Source organism: Azorhizobium oxalatiphilum, assembly GCF_014635325.1.
Taxonomy (GTDB): Bacteria; Pseudomonadota; Alphaproteobacteria; order Rhizobiales; family Xanthobacteraceae; genus Azorhizobium; species Azorhizobium oxalatiphilum.
On the sequence record NZ_BMCT01000001.1, the window covers coordinates 446,739 to 472,497 of the forward strand.

Here is a 25,759-nt window from a genome sequence, read left to right on the forward strand (position 1 = left end):
GGGCGGGGAGCAATTTCGGTTGCGCGGCAGGTGGCTTTGTGGCTACCGTTTCGGCATGGGGTTCGTCGCGATTACCCCGTGAGGCGGCAGCCGAAAGATCGCGTCCATCTTCCCTCTCCAGGGGTGGGCGCCATGCCGTCAAACACCGAGATCACATCCTCCCAGCTTCAGCGATTGATCGGCCTGCCAAACGCGCCGACGATCATCGACGTCCGCACGGCGGATGACTTCGCCGCCGATCCGAGGCTGATTCCCGCGTCCTTGCGCCGGAACGCCACCGAGGTTTCCTCGTGGGCGAGGGACATCCCGCGCCGGGACATCGTCCTCGTCTGCCAGCACGGCCTGAAGCTCAGCCAGGGGGCCGCCGCATGGCTGCGCGCCGAGGGCATCCGGGCGGAGACGCTGGAAGGCGGCTTCGAGGGCTGGAAGGCGGCAGGCGGCCTGCTGGTGAATACGGCTGTTCTGCCGCCTCGGGACCACACCGGACGGACGGTCTGGGTCACACGCGCCCGGCCGAAGGTGGATCGGATCGCCTGCCCGTGGCTGATCAGGCGCTTTGTAGACCCCGAGGCCCGGTTCCTGTTCGTCGCGCCGTCGGAAGTGGCCGCCGTCGCCGAACGCTTCGGCGCGGCCGCCTTCGACATCGGGGATACGTTCTGGGGGCACCGGGGCGAGCGCTGCACCTTCGACACCATGCTGGAGGAATTGCAGCTCTCCTCGCCCGTATTGAGCCGGTTGGCCACCATCGTGCGGGCCGCCGATACGGATCGTCTCGACCTCTCGCCCCAGGCCGCGGGCCTGCTGGCGGCATCCCTCGGCCTTTCCCGGATGTTCAAGGAGGACCTGGAGCAACTCGATGCCGGTCTGCTTCTGTACGACGCCTTCTATCGCTGGTGCCGTGATGCGACCGAGGAAACGCATAACTGGCCGTCCGGCCCGAAGTCCGCGTGAGGGAGGCGATCATGGCCATCACCACCTCGACGCGCGTCGACACGGACGAACGCCCCATCCCGACGCTGGCCGAAGCCGCCAGGGTCTGGGCGAAGATCGGCCTCCTGAGCTTCGGAGGCCCCGCGGGGCAGATCGCCCTGATGCACAAGGAATTGGTCGAGGAGCGACGCTGGATCGGCGAGCAGCGATTCCTGCATGCCCTCAATTACTGCATGCTGCTGCCGGGCCCGGAGGCCCAGCAATTGGCCACCTATGTGGGCTGGCTGATGCACCGGACGCTCGGCGGCCTGATCGCCGGCATCCTGTTCGTCCTGCCGGGCGCGGTCGTGATGCTCGGCCTCAGCATTCTGTACGCCTCCTACCGTCATGTTCCGCTCATCGAGGCCATCTTCTTCGGCGTGAAGGCGGCGGTGCTGGCGGTCGTCATCGAGGCCCTGCTGCGCATCGGACGGCGGGCCCTGAAAAACCGCTTCATGATCGGGATCGCGGTCGCGGCCTTTATCGGCATCTATGTCTTCGGCCTTCCCTTCCCGCTCATCATCCTGCTGGCCGGGCTGACGGGATGGATGGGCAACCGGCTCGCCCCGGACCTCTTCTCCGGTGGCGGACATCGCGGGAAGGACGGTGTCGAGGATGTCGAGGGCGTGATCGACCTCATGTTCGAGCGCGGCGAACTCGGCCATGCCGATCCCTCATGGGCGCGCTTTTTCCGTGTGGTGGCCATCTGGGTGCCGGTCTGGCTCGGCCCCGTCTTCCTGCTCGTCCTCATGACGGGGACGAGCAGCGTCTGGACGCAGATCGGCACCTTCTTCAGTGCCATGGCGATGGTGACTTTCGGTGGTGCCTATGCCGTTCTGGCCTACGTCGCCCAGGCGGCCGTGGAGAGTTATGGCTGGCTCGCGCCGAGTGAGATGGTCGATGGACTGGGGCTGGCGGAAACGACGCCCGGCCCCCTGATCATGGTGCTGCAATTCGTCGGCTTCCTCGCCGCCTACCGGGCTGCGGGCGCGCTCGATCCCCTGCTGGCGGGCTGCCTCGGGGCGCTGCTGACGACCTGGGTCACTTTCGCCCCGTGCTTCTTCTGGATCTTCCTCGGCGCCCCGTATGTGGAGGCCCTGCGGGGCAATAAGGCCCTGTCGGCGGCACTGACGGCGATCACGGCGGCGGTGGTCGGCGTGGTGGCGAACCTGTCCCTGTGGTTTGCCCTGCATGTGGTGTTTCGGGAGGTCCACCCCGTCGCGTTCCTCGGGATGGCTCCGAGCGTTCCCCGGCTGGATTCGATCGACTGGCGGGCGGCCCTGCTCGCGGCCGCGGCCATGGTCGCCATGCTGCGCTTCAGGGTGGGCATGCTCCCGACGCTGCTGGCCTGTGCGCTGGCTGGCGTGCTGCTGACAAGTGTTCCGGCATCGCTGTGACAGCGGACCGCGATGCAGGTGGCGATATCACCGGCTGGCCCTTTGTAACGGCGGATCGGCGCGTTCCCGTGACGCAATGGCGGCGCAGCCGTCAGGATGTGGCTTCCACGGGGGTGGTGTTGGGAAAACTGAGCAGCGGAACACCACAGCGAGCGCGATTGCGGGCGTGGAAGGTCGCGAACTCCGGGCCGGGCATGGGGCGGGCGAACAGCCAGCCCTGTCCATAATCCACGTCGTGGGCCAGCAGATAGTCCAGCTGCCCCTTCTCCTCGATGCCCTCGGCGACGATCCGGAGGCCGAGGGTCTTGGCCATGTCGATGATGTGGGCCGTCACGGTGCTGGTGGCGGCGTCGCGGTCGATGGTGCTCACGAAGGACTTGTCGATCTTCAGCGCGTCCAGCGGCAGGCTCTGCAGATATTGCAGCGAGGAATAGCCGGTGCCGAAGTCGTCGATGGCAACGATGTGCCCCGCCTTGCGGGCGCGGGCGATGGTGGAGCGGGCGGCCTCGATGTGCAGGAAGCCGCGTTCGGTGGCCTCCAGCCAGATCTGCTCCATGCGGATGCCGGTGCCCTCCAGCGCCGTGCGGATCACGGCCAGCACGCGCCCCGTCCGCAGATCGTCCGCACACAGGTTGATGGCCACATGCAGCGCGGGATCGGCGGCGAGCAGGGGAGCAAGGTCGGCAACGATGCAGTCGATCACCTGATCAGTGATGGGCAGGATGAGCCCGCTTTCCTCGGCCAGCGGCACGAACAGGTCCGGGCGCACGCGCGAGCCGTCGGGGCGGTGCCACCGGACAAGGGCCTCCACGCCGATGCAGGCGCCGGAGCGCAGCTCCACCACCGGCTGATAGTGCACCACGAATTCCCGGTTGCGCACCGCCAGCGCCAGTTCCGCCAACGGTGACAGGCGCCGTCGCGAGAGCCAGATGACGCCGGCGATCAGGCAGAGGGCGCCGATGGCGCCGATCGGCAGCAGGGTCAATTGTTGCTGGCGCAGCCCCTGAAGCATCTCGCTGCGGGGCATGAGGGCGACGGCCGTCCAGTCGCCCCGTTGCGCCATGCCGAACAGGTGGGCGTCGTCGAGCCCGTTGTCGGCATGGGCCATGATCTCGTGCACGAGCGCGGTGTCGGGAACGTTGAGCTGCGCGACGAGGGGGCCGTCCCGTGTCGCGAGGGCGAGGCCCACGCCGGGATCGATGATGATGTCCACGAGCCGCAGCGGGTCGATCAGCACGTTGTAGGCGCCCCGGCCCAGCGCCATCATCTCCTTGTCCGGATAGACGGCGGAGCGCATGCGCAGGGTGACGCCGAGCCCGCCGGGCAGGATGTAGTCGGCGGGCGCGCGCCGGGTGCCCGCCTCGAACACGCCCCACGAGGTGCATTGCAGTACGCCGTCGTGGAAATAACCCACTTCCTCGATGGTGCGGCTGCCGAAGGCCAGGCGGCGCATATGCGCGATATGGGCCGGCGAGCAGGCGGGCAACTGGCTCGCCTCCATGGTGAGCAGGATCTGGCGAGCCTCGGCGATGGACAGGTCCGCGCGGGAGATGGCGCGGCCCGCCAACGTGGCCAGCCGGTGCTGCTCCGCCTTGATGGCGAAGCTCCAGGAGGCGTAGAGCACCGCTGCAATGGGCATGACCGCGCCGACGAAGGCGAGCACCACCGCGCCGGCGATGATGCGCGATCGGCGCAGCTCGGAGACCTGCGGCGGATGGGGGCCGGATGAGGCGTCAGACGACATGGGCAGACACCGCCTTCGCTTCCGCATACCCGCGAAAGGTGCGGAAAGGGTGGTCTGCATCCAAGCATAAACGGGACCATAACCTTGCGCTAACCCTGCCGAGGGCCCGGGCTTCATATCCCCGTTTGCCATAGTGAGCCGGGGAACTGGCAGGCTGCTGCTGCCGTTGCGTCTTTAGGACAAGGAGATGCGTATGACCGAGGCACGTGTGGGACGGATCGGCCATGGCAACAGGCCTGCTGCACCCGCTGCGCCGCTTGGTGGGAGGGACGGTGAACAGGCGCGTGCGGTTTGGCCCGACAAGGTGCGGGAGCCCGATGTGGGGTTCGCGAACGACACATTCGATGACGGGGGGCTGGCGGCCATGACGGCTGCGGATCAGGCGGTGAATCCCGCCACGTTCCCGAGCTGGCGCTTCTGGGCGCTGGTCATTGGCGGCATGGCGATGGTCGGCGCGGCCGCTGTGGTGTCGCTGGCTTAAAGCGCATCGCTGATCCGGGATGGGAAAGCGTAGGGTCGTGCGTGCCGGGGAAGCGGGGCGGCCGGTGCCGCCCCTCATGTCTATGATCGCCGGTCGTCCGGCAGGCATGGTCCGGCCTTCAGGCCGCTTCCAGGGTGGCGTGGTGCGCGGTGGCGCGCAGGGCATCGAGCCAGGTGGCTACGGCGCGCCAGGCGCGCAGCTGCAGATCGGGGCTGATGGCGGCTTCAATCTGGTCCACCAGCAGTTCTGAATAATCGGTGAGGGGATGGCGCACGCTGCGGACCACCTCAATGGCGTCCGCGAGGGAGCGAACCACATGACGCTGCCCGTCCACCCAAAGGTGGAGGGTTGTCTGGAGGGGGGAGGACATGAGCGTTTTCGCTTCTCGTTGATGCAGCCTGGAACTGGATCGGCCCAGATTTCCAATCTGAGCGTTCAATCCATCTCCGAGCATTGGGAGAGGACATTCGAGAACGTCCTCCAGCGGCCGCAGAAGGGGCCTTCGCCACTTGCATGGGCGTCAGCCGGTTGAAACCGGTGGGAGCATGTCCGGCGATCTCAACGCCAAAACGTCAAGCCCCGCCAAAGGTTCCGCACCCGCCGCGATATTTTCGTCACGGCCTCCATGGCAGCCGGGGCTGGGACCGGGCTTGCGTCCTTCCATGAAAATAGAGGTATCCACAGGCCGGTGCGTGTGGTGGCGGCCTCATGCAAAACAATCGATTTTTCAGATTGATTGTAGAAAAATAACTCTCTTGATTGATGATGAAAACGGCCGATGCTGAGCCATGTAAGGAAGGCCATCATGTCCGCACCGCTCAGCAAGTCCGACGCCCCCGCCGCGCACGCGGTCCCGTCCACCCCACATCCGGTTCTGGTTCTTCTGCCCGGCCTCGCGCTTGCCGGCGGTCTGGTGATTATCGCCTATGCGCTGCGGGCGGTGCTGAACGTGGGCATGCTGAGCCCGCTGGTGGTGGCGATCTTCCTCGGCATGGCCTTTCACAATGTCATCGGGACGCCGAAGCGGGCGGTGCCGGGGGTGAAGTTCGCCATGCGGCGCATCCTGCGCGGCGCCATCGTGCTGCTGGGCTTGCAACTCACCTTCACCCAGGTGCGCACCGTCGGGCTCGACGGCATGGCCATCGTGATGGTGACGCTGGTTGCCACCTTCTTCGTCACCCGCTGGCTCGGCCGCCTCGTGGGCGTGGACGCCAAGCTCAGCGAGCTGATCGCGGCCGGCACCGCCATCTGCGGCGCCTCGGCGGTGATCGCCACCAACACCGTCACCCGCGCCTCCGATGAGGACGCCACCTATGCGGTGGCCTGCGTCACCGTCTTCGGCTCGCTCTCCATGTTCCTCTATCCGGTGATCGCGCCGCTCACCGGCTTTGATGCCCATGCCTATGGGCTGTGGGCCGGCTCCTCCATCCATGAGATCGCACAGGTGGTGGCGGCCGCCTTCCAGCAGGGGCAGTCGGCGGGCGAGTTCGGCACCATCGCCAAGCTCAACCGGGTGATCCTGCTGGCGCCCCTCGTGCTGGGGCTGGGCTTCTTCGCCACCCGCAAGGCGCGGGCGATGGGCACGGGCGGCAAGGTGGAGGCCCCGCCGGTGCCGTGGTTCATCCTCGGCTTCCTGGCCATGATCGTGGTGAACAGCTCCGGCATCATCCCGGCCACCGCCACGCCGGTGATCGCCACCGTCACCACCGTGCTGCTGGCCGTGGCGCTGGCGGCCATGGGGCTGGAGACCGACGTGCGCAAGCTGAAGGCGCGCGGCTGGCGCCCGCTGGCGCTGGGCACGCTGTCCTGGCTGTTCATCTCGGTGCTGAGCTTCGGCCTGATCTGGCTGTCCCCGAAGCTGTTCGGATGAGGATATGACGCTCGATCAGCTTCGCGTGTTCGTGGCGGTGGCCGGGCATCTGCACATGACCCGCGCCGCCGAGGCGCTCCACATGACGCAATCGGCGGTGAGCGCCTCGGTGGCCGCATTGGAGCAGTCCTGCGGCCAGCGCCTGTTCGATCGGGTGGGCCGGCACATCGAGCTGACGGCCGCCGGCAGGCTGATGCTGGGCGAGGCGCAGGCCATCCTGAAACGGGTGGGGCAGGCGCGCGATGCGCTGGCCGATCTCGCCGGCCTCGCGCGCGGCACGTTGGCGCTGCAAGCCAGCCAGACCATCGCCAATTACTGGCTGGCCCCGCGCATGCATGCCTTCCAGTGCCATTATCCCAACATCCGCCTGGAGCTGGGCATCGGCAACACCACGCAGGTGGCCGCCGCCGTGCGCGACGGCATCGCCGATCTCGGCTTCGTGGAAGGCGAAGTGGAGGAGCCGCTGATCGTGCGACGGCGCGTGCAGGGCGATGAACTGGTGCTGGTGGTGGCGGCGGATGCGCCGGTGGCCGCCGATCTGCCGGCAGATGCGCCGATCGGCGCGCAGGATCTGGCGCGGATGCCGTTTGTGCTGCGCGAGCCGGGCTCGGGCACGCGGCAGATGTTCGAGGCTGCCTGCCGCCGCATGGGGCTGAAGCCGGCGGCGGTGACGGTGGCGTTCGAGCTGCCGTCCAATGAAGCGGTGCTGAGCGCTGTGGCCGCCGGGGCGGGGGCTACCGTCATTTCCCGGCTGGTGGCCGATGCGGGCCTGCGCGCCGGCACGCTGAAGACGCTGCCGCTGAGCCTGCCGCCGCGCAGCTTCTACGTGCTGCACCATGCGGAGCGGGATCGCTCGCGGGCGGCGGAAGCCTTCGTGGACTTCGTGTGCCGCCCGCAAACGGAAGCATAATCAGGCGAAGGTGATTTCCACTTCGCCCACGCCCGCGACGCCGCCCTTGAGCACGTCGCCGGACACCAGCGGGCCGACGCCGGCCGGCGTTCCGGCGAAGATCAGGTCGCCGGGCTGGAGGGTGAAGAAGGTGGAAAGCGTGGCGATCATCTCCGGCACCTTCCAGATCATCTGGTTGAGGTCGCCGTCCTGCTTCACGTCGCCGTTCACCGAGAGCCAGATGCGGCCGGCCGAGGGATGGCCGATCTTCTCGGCGGGCACGAGGCCGCCGGCCGGAGCGGACTGCTCATAGGCCTTGGCGATGTCCCACGGGCGGCCGAGCTTCTTCTGCACCGCCTGCAGGTCGCGGCGGGTCAGGTCGATGCCGACGCCATAGCCGAACACATGGTCGAGCGCCTTCTCCACCGGGATGTCATCGCCGCCGCTCTTCAGCGCGACGATCATCTCGATCTCGTAATGCACGTCGCTGGAGAGCTTCGGATAGGGAATGGTCGAGCCCGAGGCGACGAGATTGTCGGGGTTCTTCTGGAAGAAGAAGGGTGGCTCGCGATTGGGGTCGTGGCCCATCTCGATGGCATGGTCGGCGAAGTTGCGGCCGACGCAATAGATGCGATGCACGGGAAACAGGGCATCGGATCCCACCACCGGAAGGGTGGGGATGACGGGGGCGGGGATCACATAGGCGGGATTGGCCATGGAAGGGCTCCTCACGAGACGATCCCGCTTAGAGCAATTCGGCCGCGAGTTGAAGGCGGATAACGCCCGCGACGGGCAGACTAAAGTCTGCCGCCGCTTGAAAAATCGCCTGCCTGAAGGTCAGTGATGCACCCGGAGCGGGGCTCCGGGCGCGAGGCATGCCGGGATCACTGCGCAGCGACGCCGACCCCGATGGGGCAGGAGACGCCGGTGCCGCCGAGCCCGCAATAGCCGCCGGGATTCTTCGACAGATACTGCTGGTGGTAGTCCTCGGCGAAATAGAAGGGGCCTCCGTCGATGATCTCGGTGGTGATGGGGTCGAAGCCCTTGGCCTTGAGGGCCTCCCCGTAGCGCGCCTTCACCTCTTCGGCGATGGCCTTTTCCGCCGGGTCGGCGGTGTAGATGCCGGAGCGATATTGCGTGCCGACATCGTTGCCCTGCCGCATGCCCTGCGTCGGATCGTGGCTTTCGAAGAAGAGTTTCACCAGATCGGCATAGGAGATGACGGCGGGATCATAGGCCACCAGCACCGCCTCGGTATGTCCGGTGCGGCCCGAGCACACTTCCTCATAGGTCGGGTTGGGCGTCGGGCCGGCGATATAGCCGACCGCTGTCACCCATACGCCCGGCGTACGCCAGAAGGCGCGCTCGGCGCCCCAGAAGCAGCCGAGCGCGAAGATCGCGGTGCGGAAGCCGTCGGGGTAGGGGCCCTTGAGCGGGTTCTGGGACACATGGTGCAGGCGGGCGGTGGGGATCGTCTCGGGGCGACCCTTCAAAGCGGTATCGGCAGTGGGAAGGTCCAGGGGCTTCTTCAACCAGAACATGGTGCGCTCCTTTTTCTCGACCGCAGATATGGTGTGTGCTGCTCCGCTTTGCGAGGGGGCCCTGGAGCCCTGCCGCAATTCCTTAATCCCGGACGCGCTCGCGCTTCCGGGGGGAATGGCTTCAGGTGGCCTCGAACGGGGAGCGCGCCGGCACCCGGCCGATGGCGAGGCAGATCACGCCCACGAGGCCGAGCAGGAAGAACAGGGGCAGGTTGAGCAGCGGGTTCACCACCGCCGTCCAGGCGACGGGGGACAGCGCGATCACCTTGGCCTGCGCCAGCTCCAGCGTGCCAGGCGACAGCGAGAACCAGGTGCGGGCGGCGGAGGTGAAGACGATGTCGGTGGCGGCGATGGAGCGGGTGCCGTCCACCACCAGCGCCACGAAGGCGCCGGCCATGAGCCAGAAGCCGAGGAAGCGGAACAGGAAACGGATCATGGGCACTCGCTGCGACAGCCGGCTTGACCGCGCGCCGGCCGCCCATCCTTAGGGCCGATCCACCTGCACCGTCCACCCCCGCGTTGTGGGCAAGCGGCATCTCCGTGCGCAGAGGCAAACCGCCACGGCGGCGCTTAAGGATTGATGCCGCTTTGCTTTTTGCCCCACCGCCGGTTCCGGCGGGGGCGTGGCCGGTGGATCGCAGACCATGGCTGTGCGCTTCGCCCTTGAAGAGCGGGCCGCTTCTTGCTTCCATGCGGGGATGACAACGGGCCTTATCGAGATCCGTCGGGCCAAGCCTCAAGATGCCTCGGCACTTGCGGACATCCACGATGCGGCCTGGCGAACGGCCTACCGTGGACTTATTCCAGGCGTCGAACTGGAGAAGATGGTCGAGCGGCGCGGCCCGCTCTGGTGGCAGTCCGCCATCCGGCGCGGCAGCCGCATCTCGGTTCTGCTCGTGGGCGACGAGGTGGCCGGCTACACCAATTACGGCGGCAACCGCGCCAAGAGCCTGCCCTATGGCGGGGAGATCTACGAGATCTATCTGAAGCCGGTCTATCAGGGGCTTGGCTTTGGCCAGCGCCTGTTTTCCGCGGCAAGGCGCGATCTTTCGCTGGCCGGTCTCAATGGCCTCGTGGTGTGGGCGTTGTCGGAAAACACCGGCGCCGTGGGCTTTTACGAGGCGCTCGGCGGTCAGCCGGTCGCAGCCTCGACCGAACGCTTCGGTGGAAAAACTCTGGACAAAACCGCTTTCGGTTGGCAGCGGTAGCGCCGCCGGCAAATCGGCGCTTCCCGAGGCCCGGGTCCGGCCGGACGATCTGTCCAGCCGATGCATCCGCCTCTGTCTCCAACGCGAGAGCGTTTGCGCGCCGGTAGGCCGCGCGGCGCCTCCAGCCTGCAAGTGAGCGCAACATGCGTATCGACGCGATCCCGACCGGCAAGAACGTGCCCACGGAAGTCAACGTGGTGATCGAGGTTCCGATCGGCGGCGAGCCCATCAAGTATGAGATGGACAAGGAGTCCGGCGCCCTGTTCGTGGACCGCTTCCTCTACACCGCCATGCGTTATCCGGGGAATTACGGCTTCATCCCGCACACCCTCTCCGGCGACGGCGATCCGTGCGACGTGCTCATCGCCAACACCCGCGCCATCGTGCCGGGCGCGGTGATCGCGGTCCGCCCGGTGGGCGTGCTGCTGATGGAGGACGAGAGCGGCGTCGATGAGAAGATCATCGCCGTGCCCACCTCCAAGCTGACCAAGCGCTACGAGAAGGTGCAGTCCTACAAGGATCTGGCCGACATCACGCTGAAGCAGATCGAGCACTTCTTCGAGCACTACAAGGATCTGGAGCCCAACAAGTGGGTGAAGATCATCCGCTGGGGCGATGCCGAGGAAGCCCAGAAGCTGATCCTCGAAGGCATCGAGCGCGCCAAGAAGGGCTGAGTCCCAGGGGCTGAGACCCAAGGGCTGAGGTTGGTTAAAGGCCGAGCTTAAGCCTCCATCCAGCCTCGGCTGGGTCGAAAATCGAACCGGGCCGGCGGAAACGCCGCGCCCGGTTTTGTGTATGGCGGGGACATGTCGGCGCACCCTTCGGCCCGTTCTTGGGGCGACTCGGGGGTGAGTGCTAAGCCGGGGACAAGCCGCAGCCTGCGGCCGTGCCATCAGCCCGGAGCCTTCCCATGAGCAACTCGCGCCTGAACGTGGCGGTGGTCCGCCTGCCGCATGCGGAGGGGCTGCCGTTGCCCGACTATGCCACCGCGCTCTCCGCCGGCATGGATCTCATTGCCGCCGTCCCCGATGGCGAGCCGCTCGTCCTGCAGCCCGGCGATTTCCAGCTCGTGCCCACCGGCCTTAGCATCGAACTGCCCGACGGATACGAGGCGCAGGTGCGCCCGCGCTCGGGTCTGGCCTTTAAGCACGGCGTCACGGTGTTGAATGCACCGGGCACGATTGATGCCGATTATCGCGGCGAGGTGAAGGCCCTGCTCATCAACCAGGGGCGCGAACCCTTTGAAATCACGCGCGGATTGCGTATTGCACAGATGGTGGTTGCGCCTATCGTGCAAATAAAGCTGGTAGAAAGTGGGGAATTGGGTAAAACTGCACGCGGCGTCGGTGGTTTTGGCTCGACAGGGCTCGACGGGACGCCCCAATCGAGATAGCCACAGTCCCATGCCGCGTTTATCCGATAAAAGTCTGCTCGCCATCGCCGCCGTCGTGGACGTCGCCGTTCATGCGCGGGGCAATCCCGTGGCGGCCAAGTCCCTGGCCGCCCGTCATGGTCTTCCCCCCCGCCGGCTGGAGCCGGTATTGCAGGCGCTGGTGCATGCCGGCGTGCTGAAGGGGGTGCGCGGTCCGCGCGGCGGCTATGAGCTTGCCCGCGAGCGCCGCCGCGTCTCCGTGGCCGAGATCGTCCGCGTCGTCGAAGGCGCGGAAGAGGAGAAGGAGATCATCCTGCCTCCGCTCGTCCTCGAGGTGGTGCAGCCCGCCGTGGCGGCGGCCGAGCAGACCTTCGACTCCGCTCTCGACACCGTGACCCTGGAAGACCTCTGCCGTGCTGCGGACAACAAGGGGCATGGGTCCGAGCACGACCGCATCGACTTCATCATCTGATCATCCAAACCATCTGACAGGCGCGGGCCCGTGTGCCCGCCGCCGTCCCCGGGAGAAGACCTCAATGGCGCAAAACGCTGCCAAAGCCGCTCCTGCGGCTGCTCACCGCCCCGGCCGCGGGCGCGTGTATGGCTCCATCACCGAGACCGTTGGCGATACGCCCCTCGTCCAGTTGCACCGCCTGCCCGAACTGCGCGGTGTGAAGGCGAACATCCTCGCCAAGCTCGAATTCTTCAATCCCATCGCCAGCGTGAAGGATCGCATCGGCGTCGGCATGGTGGACGCCATCGCCGAAGCCGGCGTGCTCGATCCCGAGACCGTGCTGGTGGAGCCCACCTCCGGCAATACGGGCATCGCGCTGGCCTTCGTGGCTGCCGCGCGCGGCCTGCGCCTCATCCTCGTCATGCCCGAGAGCATGTCGGTGGAACGCCGCAAGATGCTGGCGCTGCTCGGCGCCGAGCTGGTGCTCACCCCGGCCAATCTCGGCATGCGCGGCGCCGTGCAGAAGGCCGAGGAACTGGTGAAGGAACTGCCCAAGGCGGTGATGCCGCAGCAGTTCAAGAACGTGGCTAACCCCGCCGTTCACCGCGCCACCACCGCGGAAGAGATCTGGAACGACACCGAGGGCGGCGTGGACATCGTGGTGTCCGGCGTCGGCACCGGCGGCACCATCACGGGCATCGGCCAGGTGCTGAAGCCGCGCAAGCCCGGCCTCCGCATGGTGGCGGTGGAGCCCGAGGACAGCCCGGTGCTGTCCGGCGGCCAGCCCGGCCCGCACAAGATCCAGGGCATCGGCGCCGGCTTCGTGCCCGAGGTGCTGGACCGTTCCGTGATCGACGAAGTGGTGACGGTCGGCAACCAGACCGCCTTCGACACCGCCCGCGCGCTCGCCCGCTATGAGGGTATCCCCGGCGGCATCTCCTCGGGCGCGGCCATCGCGGCGGCGCTGGAGATCGGCGCGCGCAAGGAGAACGAAGGCAAGACCATCGTCGCCATCGTGCCTTCCTTCGCCGAGCGCTACCTGTCTACGGCCCTGTTCGAGGGGCTCTGAGAAAACGATTGCCGGCCGCTGCCTTGCGCACCGGCCGGCAATTGCGGCTCGTCGCACAGGCGATCACACTCCTTCCATCCGGCCCGCAAGAGGCCGGCCCATGGGAGGATGCCGATGAAGACAAACGGACGCCTTGCCGCCGCGCTGGCGATGGCCCTGCTGGCGCCGCTGGCGCAAATGCCACCGGCTCAGGCCCAGTCCGCCGGCCCCACAGCCGCCAGCCCCGCAACCGCCGCTGCGCCGACTGTCGCCACCAGGCCCAAAGTGACGACGCTGGGGCCGGACTTCCCCAAGAGCGTGCTCTTCGTGGGCAACAGTTTCTTCTATTATAACAACGGCATCCACAGCCAGCTGCTGGCGCTGGAGCGCGCCGCCGATCCGGCCAACAAGGCCGCATACAAGGCGATCATGGTCACGATCGGCGGCTCCGGCCTCGATTGGCACGACATGGAGAGCTACTTCCGCCCCGGTGGCCTCGGCGGGTACAGCTTCGACGACCAGAACAACGTGATCTTCAACAAGCCCGGCAAGCTGGTGGATGCAGCCATCATGATGGACTGCAGCCAGTGCCCCATCCATCCGCAGCTGAAGGGGGCCTTCACCGAATTCGCGGCCAAGGACAGCGCCATCGTGCGCAAGCACGGTGCCCGGCCGATCTTTTTCATGTCCTGGGCCTATGCGGACAAGCCGGAGATGACGGCGGAACTGGCCGAAGCCTACACCGTGGCCGGCAATGCCAATGACGCGCTGGTCATCCCCGCCGGCCTCGCCTTCGCCCGCATGCGCGAGCGCCAGCAGGACCTCAATCTCTATGCGCCCGACAAACGCCACCCGAGCCCTGCGGGCACGTATCTGGCGGTGAATGTGGTGTTCGCCGCGCTGACCGGCCGTTCGCCGGTGGGCAACAGCTATCGGGCCGGCCTCGACGAGGCGACCGCGAAGACGATCCAGACCGTCGCGTGGGAGACGGTGCAGGATTATTACGGCAAATAGCCGCTCCGGCGCGGTCTTAACCGGCCGCGTCGCCCCTTGGGAGCGGTGGTTTCCGGCGTCGTCTTAACGGCCGATTAACCACAAACGGCCTATGGCTGGGCCGTGTCGGTCTTCTAAGCCGGAGTCGCGTCGGCTAGGATCAGACACCTGATTCGCAACGGTGGTCCGGCGTCCCCCACGGGCGCTCTGGCGCAGGTACGAAAGCGGGGGCGCATGGCCGATCGGAGCCGAGTGACCGGCGCGCTGGATCCTGTCCGGGCGGCCATCCGCCCGCTGTGCATCGTCCGCCATCTGCCGGCTGCCCTCCCTTCTGACGTGACCTTGCCCTCCCTCATGTCCTTTGCCCGCCCCACAGGCGCCCTGCGCGCCGCTGCCCGCCTTGTTCCCGCTTGTGCCGTTCTGCTGGGCGCCGGATCCGCTTATGCGCAGGCGGCAACCGCCACGGGTGGCTCGTCGAGCCTGCTTGTGGCGCTGGCCGGCGGGGCCTCGGCGGTGGCGCTCACCGCCGCCGCCATCGCGGCCGTGTCCATTCGGTACCGCCGCCGGGCGGAAGCCGAGCTGAGCCTGCGCGCCGCCGCGCAGCGGGCCGATACGCAGGCCCTGCGGGTGCTGCTGGCGCAGGGCGCGCGCGGCCTCGTGCTGTGGCGCGACGCCGGCTCGCTGGAAGCGCTCGGCGAAGCCATCCCCGCCTTTCCCGATGGTGCCGATGCCGACGCCCTCGCCGATGGCTTGAAGACGTGGCTGGGTGCCGAGGCGCTCACCGCACTCGCCGGCCCGTTGGCTGAGCTTCAGGCTGAAGGCACGCCCTTCGCCTTCGAGACGCGCGATGCCTCCGGCGCGCCGCTGCGGCTGGAAGGCCGGGCGGTGGCAGGCGTGCGTTGCGTGGCTGCCCGTCCCGTGGCGCCGATCCGCACGGTGGCACCGCCGCAGGCTGCGGCGCTCGATGCCTTGTTCGAACTTTCGCCCTTGCCCATGTGGCGGCGCGGACAGGACGGCGCGCTGGCCGCCGTCAACGATGCCTTCTGCCGGGCCTCGCAGAGCGCGGCCCCGGCCCCCGGCGCGCCGCCGGTGGAACTGCTCGATCAGGCCGCCCGTGACGCCGCCGTTGCGGCCCACCGCGCGGGAAAACCCTATGCGGCGCGGGTGCGCGTGGTGGCGGGCGGCAAACGCCGGCTGCTGGATGTCACCGAGGCCGCAGGCGCCTTCGGCGCGGCGGGTCTCGCCATCGACGTGACCGAGGCCGAGGCCGCCCGCGTGGCCCATGAGCAGGCGCTGGCCGCCCATCGCCGCACGCTGGACCAGCTCAATACGGCGGTGGTGATCTTCGGCGGCGACGAACGTCTCGTCTTCCACAACAGCGCCTATGAGCGGCTGTTCGGATTGGACGCCGGTTTCCTCGACCAGAGGCCCTCCGAGACCGAGGTGCTGGAGCGCCTGCGTGCCCAGCGCAAGGTGCCCGAGCAGTCCAATTTCCGCGCCTGGCGCGAGCAGCTGCGCGAGGCCTATCGCGCACTGGAGCCCACCCACGACTGGTGGCACCTGCCCGGCGGCCAGATGCTGAGCGTGATCGCCAGCCCCAATGCGGAGGGCGGTGTCACCTATCTGTTCGAGGATCTGTCCGAGCGCATGGCGCTGGAGAGCCGCTACAACAGCCTCATCCGCATCCAGGGCGAAACGCTGGACGGCCTCGCGGAAGCGGTGGCGGTGTTCGGCTCCAACGGCCGGCTGCGGCTCTACAATCAGGCCTTCCTGCACCTGTGGTCGCTGAGCGCGCAGGCGCTGGGTGAGCGGCCGCACATCGACGCCGTGGCGGCCATGTGCCGGCCCAAGCATGGCGAGAGCGGCGCCTGGGCGCGCATCCGCAACGTGGTAACGGCGCTGGACCATCGCGAGGGCGAGAAGCTTCGTCTTGAGACCGCCGGCAAGCGCGTGCTCGACGGCACCGCGCAGCCGCTGCCAGACGGCGGCACCATGGTCACTTTCCGCGATGTCACCGACAGCGTGCAGGTGGAGCGCGCGCTCATCGAGCGCAACGAGGCGCTGGAAGAGGCGGACCAGCTGAAGAACGCCTTCGTGGGCCATGTCTCCTATCATTTGCGTACGCCACTCAACACTTTGATCGGTTATGCGCACATGCTCAGCGAGGGCGTGGCGGGCGAGCTGAATGCTCGGCAGACCGAATTCCTCAGCCATGTCAGCCAGTCGTCCGACGCGCTGCGCTCGCTCATCGACGACATTCTGGATCTCGCCACCATCGATGCCGGCGCCATGGCGCTCGACCTGTCCGAGGTGGAGGTGCGCGGTACGCTGGAGAGCGCCGCCGATTCCGTGCGCGACCTGCTGGAGGAAGCTGGCGTGACCCTGCGCATCGAGGCTTCCAGCGATCTCGGCAGCTTCGTGGCCGATGGCCGCAGGGTGCGGCAGATCCTGTTCAACCTCTTGTCCAATGCCATCGCGGCGGCGCCCGCCGGCAGCATGGTGGCCCTGCGCGCCGAGCGGCGGGCGGATGGTCTCGTGCTCAGCGTGCGCGATAACGGCCCGGGCATCGCGCCCGAGATGATGGACCGCCTGTTCCAGCGCTTCGAGACCGTGGGCGGCGCCGATGCCGGCACGCGCCACCGCGGCGTGGGCCTCGGCCTCTCCATCGTGCGCTCGTTCATGGAGCTGCATGGCGGCACCGTGAGCCTCGCCCCGGCGCGCGGCGGCGGCACCATCGCTTTGTGCCTCTTCCCGCTCGCCACGCGGCGCCATGAGGCCGCCGCATGAGCCTCGTCTTCGAGCGCGTTCCCGGTCCCGTACCGGCCTTCTCCGTGGTGCTGGACGATCTTGCCGACACCGCCCGCCTCGCCGCCATGCTGGCGCCCTGGCTCTCCACCGGCGACACGGTGGCGCTGTCCGGCGATCTCGGCGCGGGCAAGACGGCGTTCGCCCGCTGCCTCATCCGCGCGCTTTCGGGCGAGCCGGATCTGGAAGTGCCGAGCCCCACCTTCTCGCTGGTGATCGGCTACGAATTCGGGCGCGGCAAGGTGGTGCATGCGGACCTCTACCGCCTGCAGGACCCTGACGAGCTGGAAGAGATCGGTTGGGACGAGCTTGCCACCGACGCCATCCTGCTGGTGGAATGGCCGGACCGCGCCGAAGGGCGCCTGCCCGCGAACCGGCTCGGCATCGCGCTGGAGCTGGCTCCCGATCTCGGCCCCGATGCGCGCCGCGTGGTGTTGGTGGGAGCGGGCGCCTTCGTGGAGCGGCTCGACCGCATGCACGTGGCCGAATTCCTGATCGAGACCAGCGGCTTCTCCGGCGCCGAGCGGCTCTATCTGCAGGGCGATGCCTCCAGCCGCTCCTATGCCCGCCTCGTGCTGGGCGAGAAGAGCGCCGTGCTGATGAACGCGCCCAGGCGCCCCGACGGGCCGCCGGTGCGGCGCGGGCTGCCCTACAGCCGCCTCGCGCATCTGGCCGAGGACGTGCGCCCCTTCATCGCCATGGCGCGGGCGCTGCGTGCGCAGGGGCTTTCCGCACCGGAAATCTATGCTGCCGATCTCGACCGGGGGCTGCTGATCCTGGAGGATCTGGGCAGCGCGGGCGTGGTGACGGGCACCCCGCCCGAGCCCATGCCGGATCGCTACGCCGCCGCCATGGAGCTGCTGGCCTCGCTGCACGGCCGCGCGCTGCCGAGCGTGCTGCACATCGCGCCGCAGGTGGACTATGTGCTGCCCACCTACACGCTGGAAGCCTTCCTCATCGAGGTGGAGCTGCTGCTGGACTGGTATCTGCCGTTCCGGGGCGCGCAGGCGGACAATGTGGTGCGCGAGGAGTTCCTGCTGATCTGGCGCGGGGCGCTCAGCGCGGTCCTGAACGAGCCCCAGACCTGGGTGCTGCGCGACTTCCACTCACCCAATCTGATCTGGCTGGACGAGCGCCCGGGCCTGAAGAAAGTGGGCCTGATCGACTTTCAGGACGCGGTGCTGGGCCCGGCGGCCTATGACGTGGCCTCGCTGGCGCAGGATGCGCGCGTGGACGTGTCCGAGGAGCTGGAAGCAGCCCTGCTGGACCATTATCTGCGCCTGCGCGAGGAAGCCTCGCCCACCTTCGATGCCACCCGCTTCACCCATCTCTACGCTTTGATGGGGGCGCAGCGTGCCACCAAGATTCTCGGCATTTTTGCCCGCCTGAACGCCCGGGACGGCAAGCCGCAATATTTGCGTCACCTTCCTCGTATTAGGCGGTATCTCGCCCGCTGCCTCGCCCATCCGGAGCTTGGTTCGCTCCGGGCGTGGTATGCAGCGGTGCTGCCATCGAAGGAATTCAACTCGTGACGACGCTTTCTCGCGCCATGGTGCTCGCGGCCGGAATGGGGAGCCGCATGCGCCCCCTCACCGATACCCGCCCCAAGCCCCTGGTGGAGGTCTACGGCAGGCCGCTTGTGGACCATGTGCTCGATCGGCTGGAAACGGCCGGCATCAGCGAGGCGGTGGTGAATGTGCACCACCATGCCGACATGCTGGAAGCCCATCTCGCCACCCGCACCGCCCCGCCGCGCCTGCACATATCGGATGAGCGCGGCACGCTGCTGGAGACTGGCGGCGGCATCGTGAAGGCGTTGTCCCTGTTCAAGGGCGAACCCTTCATCGCCATCAATGCCGATACCATCTGGATCGAGGGCGTGAAGCCGAACCTCGTGCGGCTGATGGAGCGTTTCGACCCGGAACATATGGACGCGCTGCTGCTGGTGGCGGGCGCCGCCACCTCGGTGGGCTATGAGGGCATGGGCGACTTCACCATGGATGTGGAAGGCCGCCTCCAGTGGCGGGCCGAGCGCACGGTGGCGCCTTTCGTCTATGCGGGCGCCTGCATCCTGAAGCCGGAGCTGTTCGCGGACGCGCCCGAGGGTCCGTTCTCCCTCACCCGCATCTTCCGCAAGGCCATCGAGGCCGAGCGGCTGCACGGGCTGCGGCTGGAAGGCGTGTGGATGCATGTGGGCACCCCCGATGCCATCCCCGCCGCGGAGGAAGCCATCAGTCGCTCCAGCGACTGAGCGGCGGGCGCCCTCGCGCGCACCGGCCCTTGCGCCTAAACTCTGCCCCTCAAGAATCACCGACGTCTCCGGGACGTCGCGCAGACTGACGCCCTTCGGGGTGGGGCAGGGGGCATGACGCGCGTTTTCACCATCTCCTCTTCCGCGCCCTTCCTCGCGACCCTCGCGCGGGCGCTGCTGGATGGCGAGCTGGTGCCCGGATTTGCCCCGCGCGGCGACCCGCTGGCGCTTGCTTCCGCCACCATCTATCTGCCGACCCGCCGTGCCGGGCGCCTGCTGGAACAGGCGCTGCTGGAAGAGATCGGCGGCGACGGCTTGCTGCTGCCCGGCATCGTGCCTTTGGGTGATGTGGACGAGGATGCGCTGGCCTTTTCGGAAGCCGCCGCCCTGCTTGCCCCGCCCCATGCGGTGGCGAGCGTGCACCGGCGCATCGCGCTGGCCGGCCTCGTCTCGCGCTGGCGCGATGCGCTGGCGGAAGGCGAGGGGCAGGCCATGGTCGCCGCCGGCCCCGCTGCCACCATGGCGCTGGCGGACGAACTCGGCCGCCTGTTCGACCAGATGGTGACGGCGGGCATCCCGTGGTCGAAGCTCGACAGCCTCGTGCCGGAGGAGCACGACCAGTTCTTCGAGATCAGCCTCCAGTTCCTGCGCATCGCCCGCGAGGCATGGGCCGGGCATCTGGAGGAGAGCGGACTGGTGGACCCCGCCGTGCGCCGCGACCGGCTCGTGGAGGCGGAAGAGCGCCGCCTTGCCGCGCTGGGAGTCGAGGCGGGGCCGGTGATCGCGGCCGGCTCCACCGGCTCGCTGCCCACCACGGCGCGGTTGCTGAAAGCCATCGCCAGCCTGCCGCAGGGCGCGGTGGTGTTGCCGGGCCTCGACCTCCACATGGAGGAAACCGCCTTCCAGATGCTGATCGCGGATGCCACCAGCGCGCCGGACCATCCCCAGTTCGGTCTTGCCAAGCTGTTGAACACCTTCGGCATCGAACGCCGCGACGTGACTGAGCTGGGCACCCGCGCGGCCTATGGCCGTGAGCCGCTGCTCAGCGAGGCGCTGCGCCAGTCCGAGACCGCCGAGATGTGGGCGACCCTCGCCGAGCGCCTGCCGGCGGCGGAGCGCGCGGATGCCTTTGCCGGCATCAGCGTCATCCGCGCGCAGGATCCGCGTGAGGAAGCGCTTGCGGTGGCGCTGGAGCTCAGGGACTCGCTCACCCGCCCCGGTGAGCGCGCGGCGCTCATCACGCCCGACCGGGATCTCGCCCGCCGCGTGGCGGCCGAGTTGCAGCGTTTCGGCATCGCCATCGACGATTCCGCCGGTGAGCCTCTGGCCGAGACCGCGCCCGCCCGCCTTGCCCGCCTCATCGCCAAGGCGGTGGCGGAAGGCTGCGCACCGGTGCCGGTGTTCGCGCTGCTGAGCCAGCCCGGCGTGACGCTGGACCTTGAGCCGGACACACTGCGCGAGGCGCTGGCGGCGCTGGAGCTGATCGCTTTGCGCGGTCCCCGTCCGCGCTCCGGCATGGAGGGCTTGAGCGCCGCCGTGGCCGCCTTCGATCCGGCCAAGCTTCATGCCCGCGATCCCCGCCGCCGGGTGGACGACGGCAAGCTGGAGCTGGCGCGTGATCTGGTGGCCCGGCTCGTGGTGGCGCTGGCGCCGCTCTCCGCTCTGGCCGATGGCCCGGCCGTGCCGCTGGCCGATCTGGTGGCCGCCCATGTGGCCGCCTATGAGGCTTTGTGCGGGCCACTCGATCCGCAGGCGGAAGACCCCGCCGAGGCCTCGCTGGCGGAAGCGCTCGGTGAGATCGTGGACGGTGCCGCCTATGGCCCGTCGCTGACGCTGCATGCCTATGCCGATGCCATTTCCGCGCTGCTGGCCGACCGTGTGGTGCGACCGCGCGGGGAGGGGGAGACGCGCATCCGCATTCTCGGACCGCTGGAAGCGCGCATGGTGGCGCTGGACCGGGTGCTGCTGGGCGGGCTCGCGGAAGGTGCATGGCCGCCGGAGACGCGGACTGATCCCTGGCTCAGCCGGCCCATGCGAGCGGAACTGGGGCTGGACCAGCCGGAGCGGCGCATCGGCCTCTCCGCCCACGATTTCGTGCAGGCCTTCGGTGCGCGCGAGGTGGTGCTGACCTATCCCGACAAGGTGGGCGGCACGCAGTCCGTGCCCTCGCGCTTTCTCCAGCGCCTGAAGACGGTGGCCGGTCCCGATCTGTGGCAGGCGGCGGAGGCGCGCGGCGAGGCGTGGCGGCAGGCGGCGGCCCGGCTCGACGACGGCCCCCGCGTGCCGCGCGTGGCCCAGCCCGCGCCCACGCCGCCGCTGGCGCTGCGGCCGCGCAAGCTGAGCGTGACGGAGGTGGAGACCTTCCTGCGCGATCCCTATTCCATGTTCGCCCGCCACGTGCTCTCGCTCCAGCCGCTGGAGCCGCTGGACGCCATGCCCGGCGGCGCCGAGCGCGGCACCGCGCTGCATGATGCGCTGGGCGAGTTCGCGAAGGCCCATCCGGAAGACCTGCCGCCGGACGCGCTTGACCAGTTGCTCAAGTTCGGCCGCACCGCGTTCGAGAAGCTGGAGGTGTTCCCGGCCGAGCATGCCATCTGGTGGGCGCGCTTCGAACGGGTGGCCGCCTTCGTGGTGGAGATGGAGCGCGAGCGCCGCGCCAACCTGCGCCGGGTCTTCGCGGAGGTGGGCGGCAGCATGCCGATCCCGCTGCTGAGCGGCGATTTCCACCTCACCTGCCGGGCTGACCGCATCGAGCTGCGCAATGACGGCCAGCTCGCCATCGTGGACTACAAGACCGGCACCGCGCCCTCGACAAAGCAGGGCGCCACCTTCTCGCCCCAGCTGCCGCTGGAAGCGGCCATGGCCGTGCGCGGCAGCTTCAAGGACGTGCCGGCCGCGACCGTCGCGGACTTCCTCTATGTGGAGCTGAAGGGCGGTGCCGAGGCCGGCAAGGAGAAGGCCGGCGTGGGCGACAAGACCACGGCCACCGACATGGCCGAGGAGGCCTATAGCCGCCTGTTCGAGCTTTTGCAGGCGTTCGAGAACGAGGCGCAGGGCTATCGCGCGCTCGCCGCGCCGCAATGGCGCGGGCGCTATGGCACCTATGATCATCTGGCCCGCGTGCGGGAATGGGCGCTGGGCGCCGAGGAGGCGGGCGAATGAGCGGGCACGCACCAAAGGCGTTCGCCGACACCGCCGCCAAGGCCGAAGCCACGCGCCGGCAGAGCCTTGCCGCCTCGCCGCAGATTTCCGCCTGGGTGTCGGCCAATGCCGGCTCGGGCAAGACGCATGTTCTGGCCCAGCGCGTGATCCGCCTGCTGCTGCAAGGCACAGCTCCCGGGCGCATCCTGTGCCTCACCTATACCAAGGCGGCGGCGGCCAACATGGCCAACCGCGTGCTCTCCATCCTTAGCCGCTGGGCGGCGCTGGATGATGCGGGCCTCGATGTGGAACTTGCCCGCATGGACAACACGCCGCCCACCCCGGTCCTGCGCATTCAGGCGCGGCGGCTGTTCGCGGCGGCGCTGGAAACGCCGGGCGGACTGAAGATCCAGACCATCCACGCCTTCTGCGGCGGCCTGCTGCATCGCTTTCCGTTCGAGGCCGGCGTCGCGGCCGGCTTCCGCGAGCTGGACGATGTGGGTCGCATGGAGCTGATGGCCCGCATCCGCGCCGAGCTGGTGGTGGAAGCGGCGCGCGCGCCCGGCACCCCTCTTGGTCAGGCGCTCACCCGGTTGATGGGCGAGATGTCGGATAGCGGCATCGACGATCTGCTGGAGGCGGCGGTGGCCTCCCGCGCGGCCATCGCCGCGCTGGGCGATGAGCCTTCCGCGCGCGTGGCGCGGGTGGCGGGCGTGCTCGGCATCGCGCCCGGCCTCACCTCGGACGGCATCGAGCGCGAGATGCTGGAGAGCCCGCATTTCCCGCTGGAGCATTGGCCGGATGTGGAGGCGGTGTATCTGACCTCCGACAAGGCGACCGACAAGAAGCGCGGGCTTGCCTTCCGTGCCGCGCTGGAAGCGAAGGAGGCGGCAGGAAAGCTGGCCGCTTATCGCGACGTTTTCTTCAAGGCCGATGGCGATCCGCGCTCGGATAAGGACATGCTCACCAAGGGCCTGCGGGATGCCTATCCGGAGCTGGCCGAGCGGCTGATGCTGGAGCGCGACCGCCTCTCAACCCTCACCGAGCAGTTGCGGGCGGTGCGGGCGCTGGAGCGCACAGACGCGGCGCTGACGCTGGGTGCCGAGGCCGGCCGTCGCTACACCGCCGAGAAGGCCGCGCGCGGCTTGCTGGATTTCGACGATCTTATCGGCCGCACGGCGGACCTGCTGGGCCGCGTGCCGGCCTCCTTCGTCCATTACAAGCTCGATCGCGGCATCGACCATGTGTTGGTGGATGAGGCGCAGGATACGAGCCCCGAGCAGTGGCGCGTGGTGCGCGGCCTCGTCTCGGACTTCTTCTCCGGCGAGGGCGCGCGCGAGGGCGTCAAGCGCACTTTGTTCGTGGTGGGCGACGAGAAGCAGTCCATCTTCTCCTTCCAGGGCGCGGACCCGCGCAAATTCGGCGACATGCGCCTGAAGTTCGCGGGCGAGGCCGGCGAGACCGATTTCAAGCAGATCACTTTGCCCCATTCCTTCCGCTCCGCGCCCGGCGTGCTGGATGCGGTGGATGCGGTGTTCCGGCGCGAGAGCGCCCATGCGGGCCTCACCCTCGACAATGTGGGGCCGGTGCACGAGGCCATCCGCGCCGACGCGCCCGCGCTGGTAGAGCTGTGGCCGACGGTGACGCCGGTGGCCCGCCCGCGCGTGGACGACTGGCGGCGGCCGCTGGATGAGATCGCCGGGGATGACCCGGTGACGCGGCTGGCCGAGCGCATCGCGGCTTTCGTGCGCGAAGGCATCGCAAAGCGCATCGCCATTCCCTCGCGCGGCGGGCGGCCCATGCGGGCGCAGGACGTGCTGGTGCTGGTGCGTCGGCGCGGCCGCCTGTTCGAGGCGGTGATCCGCGCGCTGAAGGAGGCGGGCGGCGGCGTGGATGTGGCGGGTGCCGACCGCCTCGTGGTGGCCGAGCATATCGCCGCGCTCGACCTGATGGCGCTGGGCGATGCGCTGTTCTCGCCCGATGATGATCTGGCGCTCGCCAGCGTGCTCAAGAGCCCGCTGTTCGGGCTCGATGATGACGACCTGCTGACCCTGTGCCCGCGCCGCGAGGGGCGGCTCGGCGATGCGCTGCTGGGCTTTGCGGGAGGGGCCATCTCGGAGCGGCTGGAACGCTGGCGGGAAGAAGCCCGCCTCCTGCGGCCGTTCGATTTCTATGCCCGCGTGCTCGGCCGCGACGGCGGCCGCAAGGCCATGCTCGCCCGCCTCGGCCCGGAAGCCGCCGACGTGCTGGACGAGTTCATGGCACTGGCCCGGACTTACGAAAATCTGGAGGCGGCCACCCTGCCGGGCTTCCTCGCCTTCCTGCGCCGGGGTGGCGCGGAGACCAAGCGCGACATGGAGAGCGGGCGCGACGAGGTGCGGGTGATGACCGTGCACGGCGCCAAGGGTCTTGAATCGCCCATCGTCATCCTCGCGGATACGGTGGACCTGCCGAAAGCGCGCACCGCCGGCGGCCTGTTGCAGGTGACGACCGCCGATGGCGCTATCATCCCCGTGCACGCGCCGCGCAAGGCGGACGACAGCGGCGCGCTGGCCAATGCCCGCGCCGCCGCCACCGATCGCGAGCGCGAGGAATATCGCCGCCTGCTCTATGTGGCGCTCACCCGTGCGGAGGATGCGCTCATCGTCTGCGGTGCCGAGACCCGCGCGGCGGCCAAGGACAAGGACCATGCCCGGCCCGAGGGCTGCTGGTACGAACTGGTGAACGATGCGCTGATCCATGAGGCCGAGCGCGTGCCCGCGCAGGGCTGGGAGGGTGAGGTGCTGCGCTGGCTGAAATCCGGCCCGCCTCTTGTGCCGGCGGCTGATGACCTGCCCGCCGCACAGTCGGTGGCACCTCTCGCGCCGGCGCCGCTCGCGCCGCTGGTGCTGCCGCCCGCTCCCGCGCGCCCGGTGCGCCCCTCCCGTGCCCAGCCCGATGCGGCGGGCAAGCGCCCCGGCGGGGCGTCGGAAGGGCTCGATCCGCGCGTGCGCGGCGATCTGGTGCATCGCCTGCTGGCGGGCCTCGGTGCCCTGCCGGGGGAGCAACGCCGCTCCGCCGGCCTGCGCCTGCTCGACCATGTGGGGGCGGGGCTTGCGGCAGAGCTGCGCGAGGACGTGCTGGCCGAGGTGATGGGCGTGCTGGATCACGCCCCGCTTGAAACCCTGTTCGGTCCGCACAGCGCCGCCGAGGTGCCGGTGGTGGGGCGCCTCAAAGCGGTGGACGGGCGTCTGCTGCCGGTCAACGGGCGGCTGGATCGGCTGGCGGTGTTCGACGACCGGCTGGTGCTGGCCGACTTCAAGACCGACCGCACCCCGCCCCGCACCCTCGACCATATCGGCGAGGGCTATGTGGCCCAGCTGGCGCTCTATGGCGCGGTGCTGGAGAAGGTGTTTCCCGGTCGGGCGCTGGAGGCGCGGCTCGTCTATACGCGCGGCCCGCTGGTGCATGTGCTGCCGGCGGAACGGCTTCTGGCGAAGCGGGCTGAGCTGCTGGCCGGGGTGGCCTGAGGGCTGCCCCTTCCACAGGCCGGGGCGGCCCGGATTGGACCGCGCGGCCCCCGTCTGCGACCATCACTTCCGGAGAGGTGCTCCGGA

The 25,759-nt window shown here is 68.8% G+C and carries 21 protein-coding genes; 16 read left to right on the forward strand and 5 right to left on the reverse strand.

Translation table 11 applies throughout. The annotated features are described in order from the left end of the window. Positions 1 to 132: 132 nt before the first annotated feature. The gene (locus tag IEW24_RS02085; protein WP_188577255.1) at positions 133 to 951 is read left to right on the forward strand and encodes a chromate resistance protein ChrB domain-containing protein; all 819 of its coding nucleotides are present in this window, start codon (positions 133 to 135) and stop codon (positions 949 to 951) included. Between the two features lie 11 nt (positions 952 to 962). Next, positions 963 to 2,366, forward strand: a complete 1,404-nt coding sequence (gene chrA / locus IEW24_RS02090) for a chromate efflux transporter (protein ID WP_188574960.1) — start codon at positions 963 to 965, stop codon at positions 2,364 to 2,366. A gap of 91 nt (positions 2,367 to 2,457) precedes the next feature. On the opposite strand, the gene IEW24_RS02095 is transcribed toward chrA, so the two are convergent. Further along, entirely contained in the window at positions 2,458 to 4,110 is a 1,653-nt protein-coding gene (locus IEW24_RS02095) for an EAL domain-containing protein (protein WP_244644099.1), read from the reverse strand. A gap of 193 nt (positions 4,111 to 4,303) precedes the next feature. Here IEW24_RS02095 and IEW24_RS02100 point away from each other — a divergent pair, with 193 nt between their 5' ends. Continuing rightward, entirely contained in the window at positions 4,304 to 4,591 is a 288-nt protein-coding gene (locus IEW24_RS02100) for a hypothetical protein (protein ID WP_188574962.1), read from the forward strand. Between the two features lie 118 nt (positions 4,592 to 4,709). Here the strand turns inward: IEW24_RS02100 and IEW24_RS02105 are convergent, their stop codons facing one another. Further along, on the reverse strand, positions 4,710 to 4,961 hold the full coding sequence (locus IEW24_RS02105; protein WP_188574964.1) for a hypothetical protein: 252 nt from the start codon (positions 4,959 to 4,961) through the stop codon (positions 4,710 to 4,712). Between the two features lie 435 nt (positions 4,962 to 5,396). Between IEW24_RS02105 and IEW24_RS02110 the strand changes: the two genes are divergently transcribed. Both IEW24_RS02110 and IEW24_RS02115 read left to right on the forward strand, forming a co-directional pair. Continuing rightward, positions 5,397 to 6,461 carry a YeiH family protein gene (locus IEW24_RS02110; RefSeq protein ID WP_188574966.1) on the forward strand — a complete coding sequence of 355 codons (1,065 nt, stop codon included), beginning with the start codon at positions 5,397 to 5,399 and terminating at the stop codon, positions 6,459 to 6,461. A 4-nt stretch (positions 6,462 to 6,465) separates the two neighbouring features. Beyond that, positions 6,466 to 7,371 carry a LysR substrate-binding domain-containing protein gene (locus IEW24_RS02115; protein ID WP_188574967.1) on the forward strand — a complete coding sequence of 302 codons (906 nt, stop codon included), beginning with the start codon at positions 6,466 to 6,468 and terminating at the stop codon, positions 7,369 to 7,371. Here the strand turns inward: IEW24_RS02115 and IEW24_RS02120 are convergent, their stop codons facing one another. From IEW24_RS02120 to IEW24_RS02130, 3 genes are all read right to left on the reverse strand, one after another. Next, entirely contained in the window at positions 7,372 to 8,067 is a 696-nt protein-coding gene (locus tag IEW24_RS02120) for a fumarylacetoacetate hydrolase family protein (protein WP_188574969.1), read from the reverse strand. A gap of 167 nt (positions 8,068 to 8,234) precedes the next feature. Next, positions 8,235 to 8,891 carry a peptide-methionine (S)-S-oxide reductase MsrA gene (gene msrA / locus IEW24_RS02125; protein ID WP_188574971.1) on the reverse strand — a complete coding sequence of 219 codons (657 nt, stop codon included), beginning with the start codon at positions 8,889 to 8,891 and terminating at the stop codon, positions 8,235 to 8,237. 121 nt (positions 8,892 to 9,012) lie between these two features. After that, a complete protein-coding gene (locus IEW24_RS02130) occupies positions 9,013 to 9,327 on the reverse strand; it encodes a hypothetical protein (RefSeq protein ID WP_188574972.1) in 315 nt (104 codons plus the stop codon). A gap of 262 nt (positions 9,328 to 9,589) precedes the next feature. Between IEW24_RS02130 and IEW24_RS02135 the strand changes: the two genes are divergently transcribed. The 11 genes from IEW24_RS02135 (at position 9,590) to addA (ending at position 25,672) form a co-directional block, all read left to right on the forward strand. Continuing rightward, positions 9,590 to 10,099 (forward strand): GNAT family N-acetyltransferase, encoded by a 510-nt coding sequence (locus IEW24_RS02135; RefSeq protein WP_188577259.1) that lies wholly within the window; start codon positions 9,590 to 9,592, stop codon positions 10,097 to 10,099. Between the two features lie 143 nt (positions 10,100 to 10,242). Next, positions 10,243 to 10,773, forward strand: coding sequence for an inorganic diphosphatase (ppa, locus tag IEW24_RS02140; RefSeq protein ID WP_188574974.1), 531 nt, complete (start codon positions 10,243 to 10,245; stop codon positions 10,771 to 10,773). A 236-nt stretch (positions 10,774 to 11,009) separates the two neighbouring features. Then, on the forward strand, positions 11,010 to 11,492 hold the full coding sequence (dut, locus tag IEW24_RS02145; protein WP_188574976.1) for a dUTP diphosphatase: 483 nt from the start codon (positions 11,010 to 11,012) through the stop codon (positions 11,490 to 11,492). Positions 11,493 to 11,502: 10 nt separating this feature from the next. Further along, entirely contained in the window at positions 11,503 to 11,943 is a 441-nt protein-coding gene (locus IEW24_RS02150; protein WP_188574981.1) for an RrF2 family transcriptional regulator, read from the forward strand. A 64-nt stretch (positions 11,944 to 12,007) separates the two neighbouring features. Continuing rightward, the gene (gene cysK, locus IEW24_RS02155; protein ID WP_188574983.1) at positions 12,008 to 12,994 is read left to right on the forward strand and encodes a cysteine synthase A; all 987 of its coding nucleotides are present in this window, start codon (positions 12,008 to 12,010) and stop codon (positions 12,992 to 12,994) included. Positions 12,995 to 13,171: 177 nt separating this feature from the next. Beyond that, positions 13,172 to 13,987, forward strand: coding sequence for a hypothetical protein (locus tag IEW24_RS02160; protein ID WP_373870024.1), 816 nt, complete (start codon positions 13,172 to 13,174; stop codon positions 13,985 to 13,987). Between the two features lie 213 nt (positions 13,988 to 14,200). After that, complete coding sequence (locus IEW24_RS02165) at positions 14,201 to 16,753, forward strand: sensor histidine kinase (RefSeq protein WP_188574985.1); 2,553 nt, start codon at positions 14,201 to 14,203, stop codon at positions 16,751 to 16,753. Next, entirely contained in the window at positions 16,750 to 18,303 is a 1,554-nt protein-coding gene (tsaE, locus tag IEW24_RS02170; protein WP_188574987.1) for a tRNA (adenosine(37)-N6)-threonylcarbamoyltransferase complex ATPase subunit type 1 TsaE, read from the forward strand. Before IEW24_RS02165 ends, tsaE begins: the two co-directional genes overlap by 4 nt. A 17-nt stretch (positions 18,304 to 18,320) precedes the next feature. Beyond that, positions 18,321 to 19,022 (forward strand): nucleotidyltransferase family protein, encoded by a 702-nt coding sequence (locus IEW24_RS02175; RefSeq protein ID WP_188577262.1) that lies wholly within the window; start codon positions 18,321 to 18,323, stop codon positions 19,020 to 19,022. Positions 19,023 to 19,136: 114 nt separating this feature from the next. Next, complete coding sequence (addB, locus tag IEW24_RS02180) at positions 19,137 to 22,184, forward strand: double-strand break repair protein AddB (protein ID WP_188574989.1); 3,048 nt, start codon at positions 19,137 to 19,139, stop codon at positions 22,182 to 22,184. After that, positions 22,181 to 25,672, forward strand: a complete 3,492-nt coding sequence (gene addA, locus IEW24_RS02185; RefSeq protein WP_188574991.1) for a double-strand break repair helicase AddA — start codon at positions 22,181 to 22,183, stop codon at positions 25,670 to 25,672. Before addB ends, addA begins: the two co-directional genes overlap by 4 nt. Positions 25,673 to 25,759: the final 87 nt, after the last annotated feature.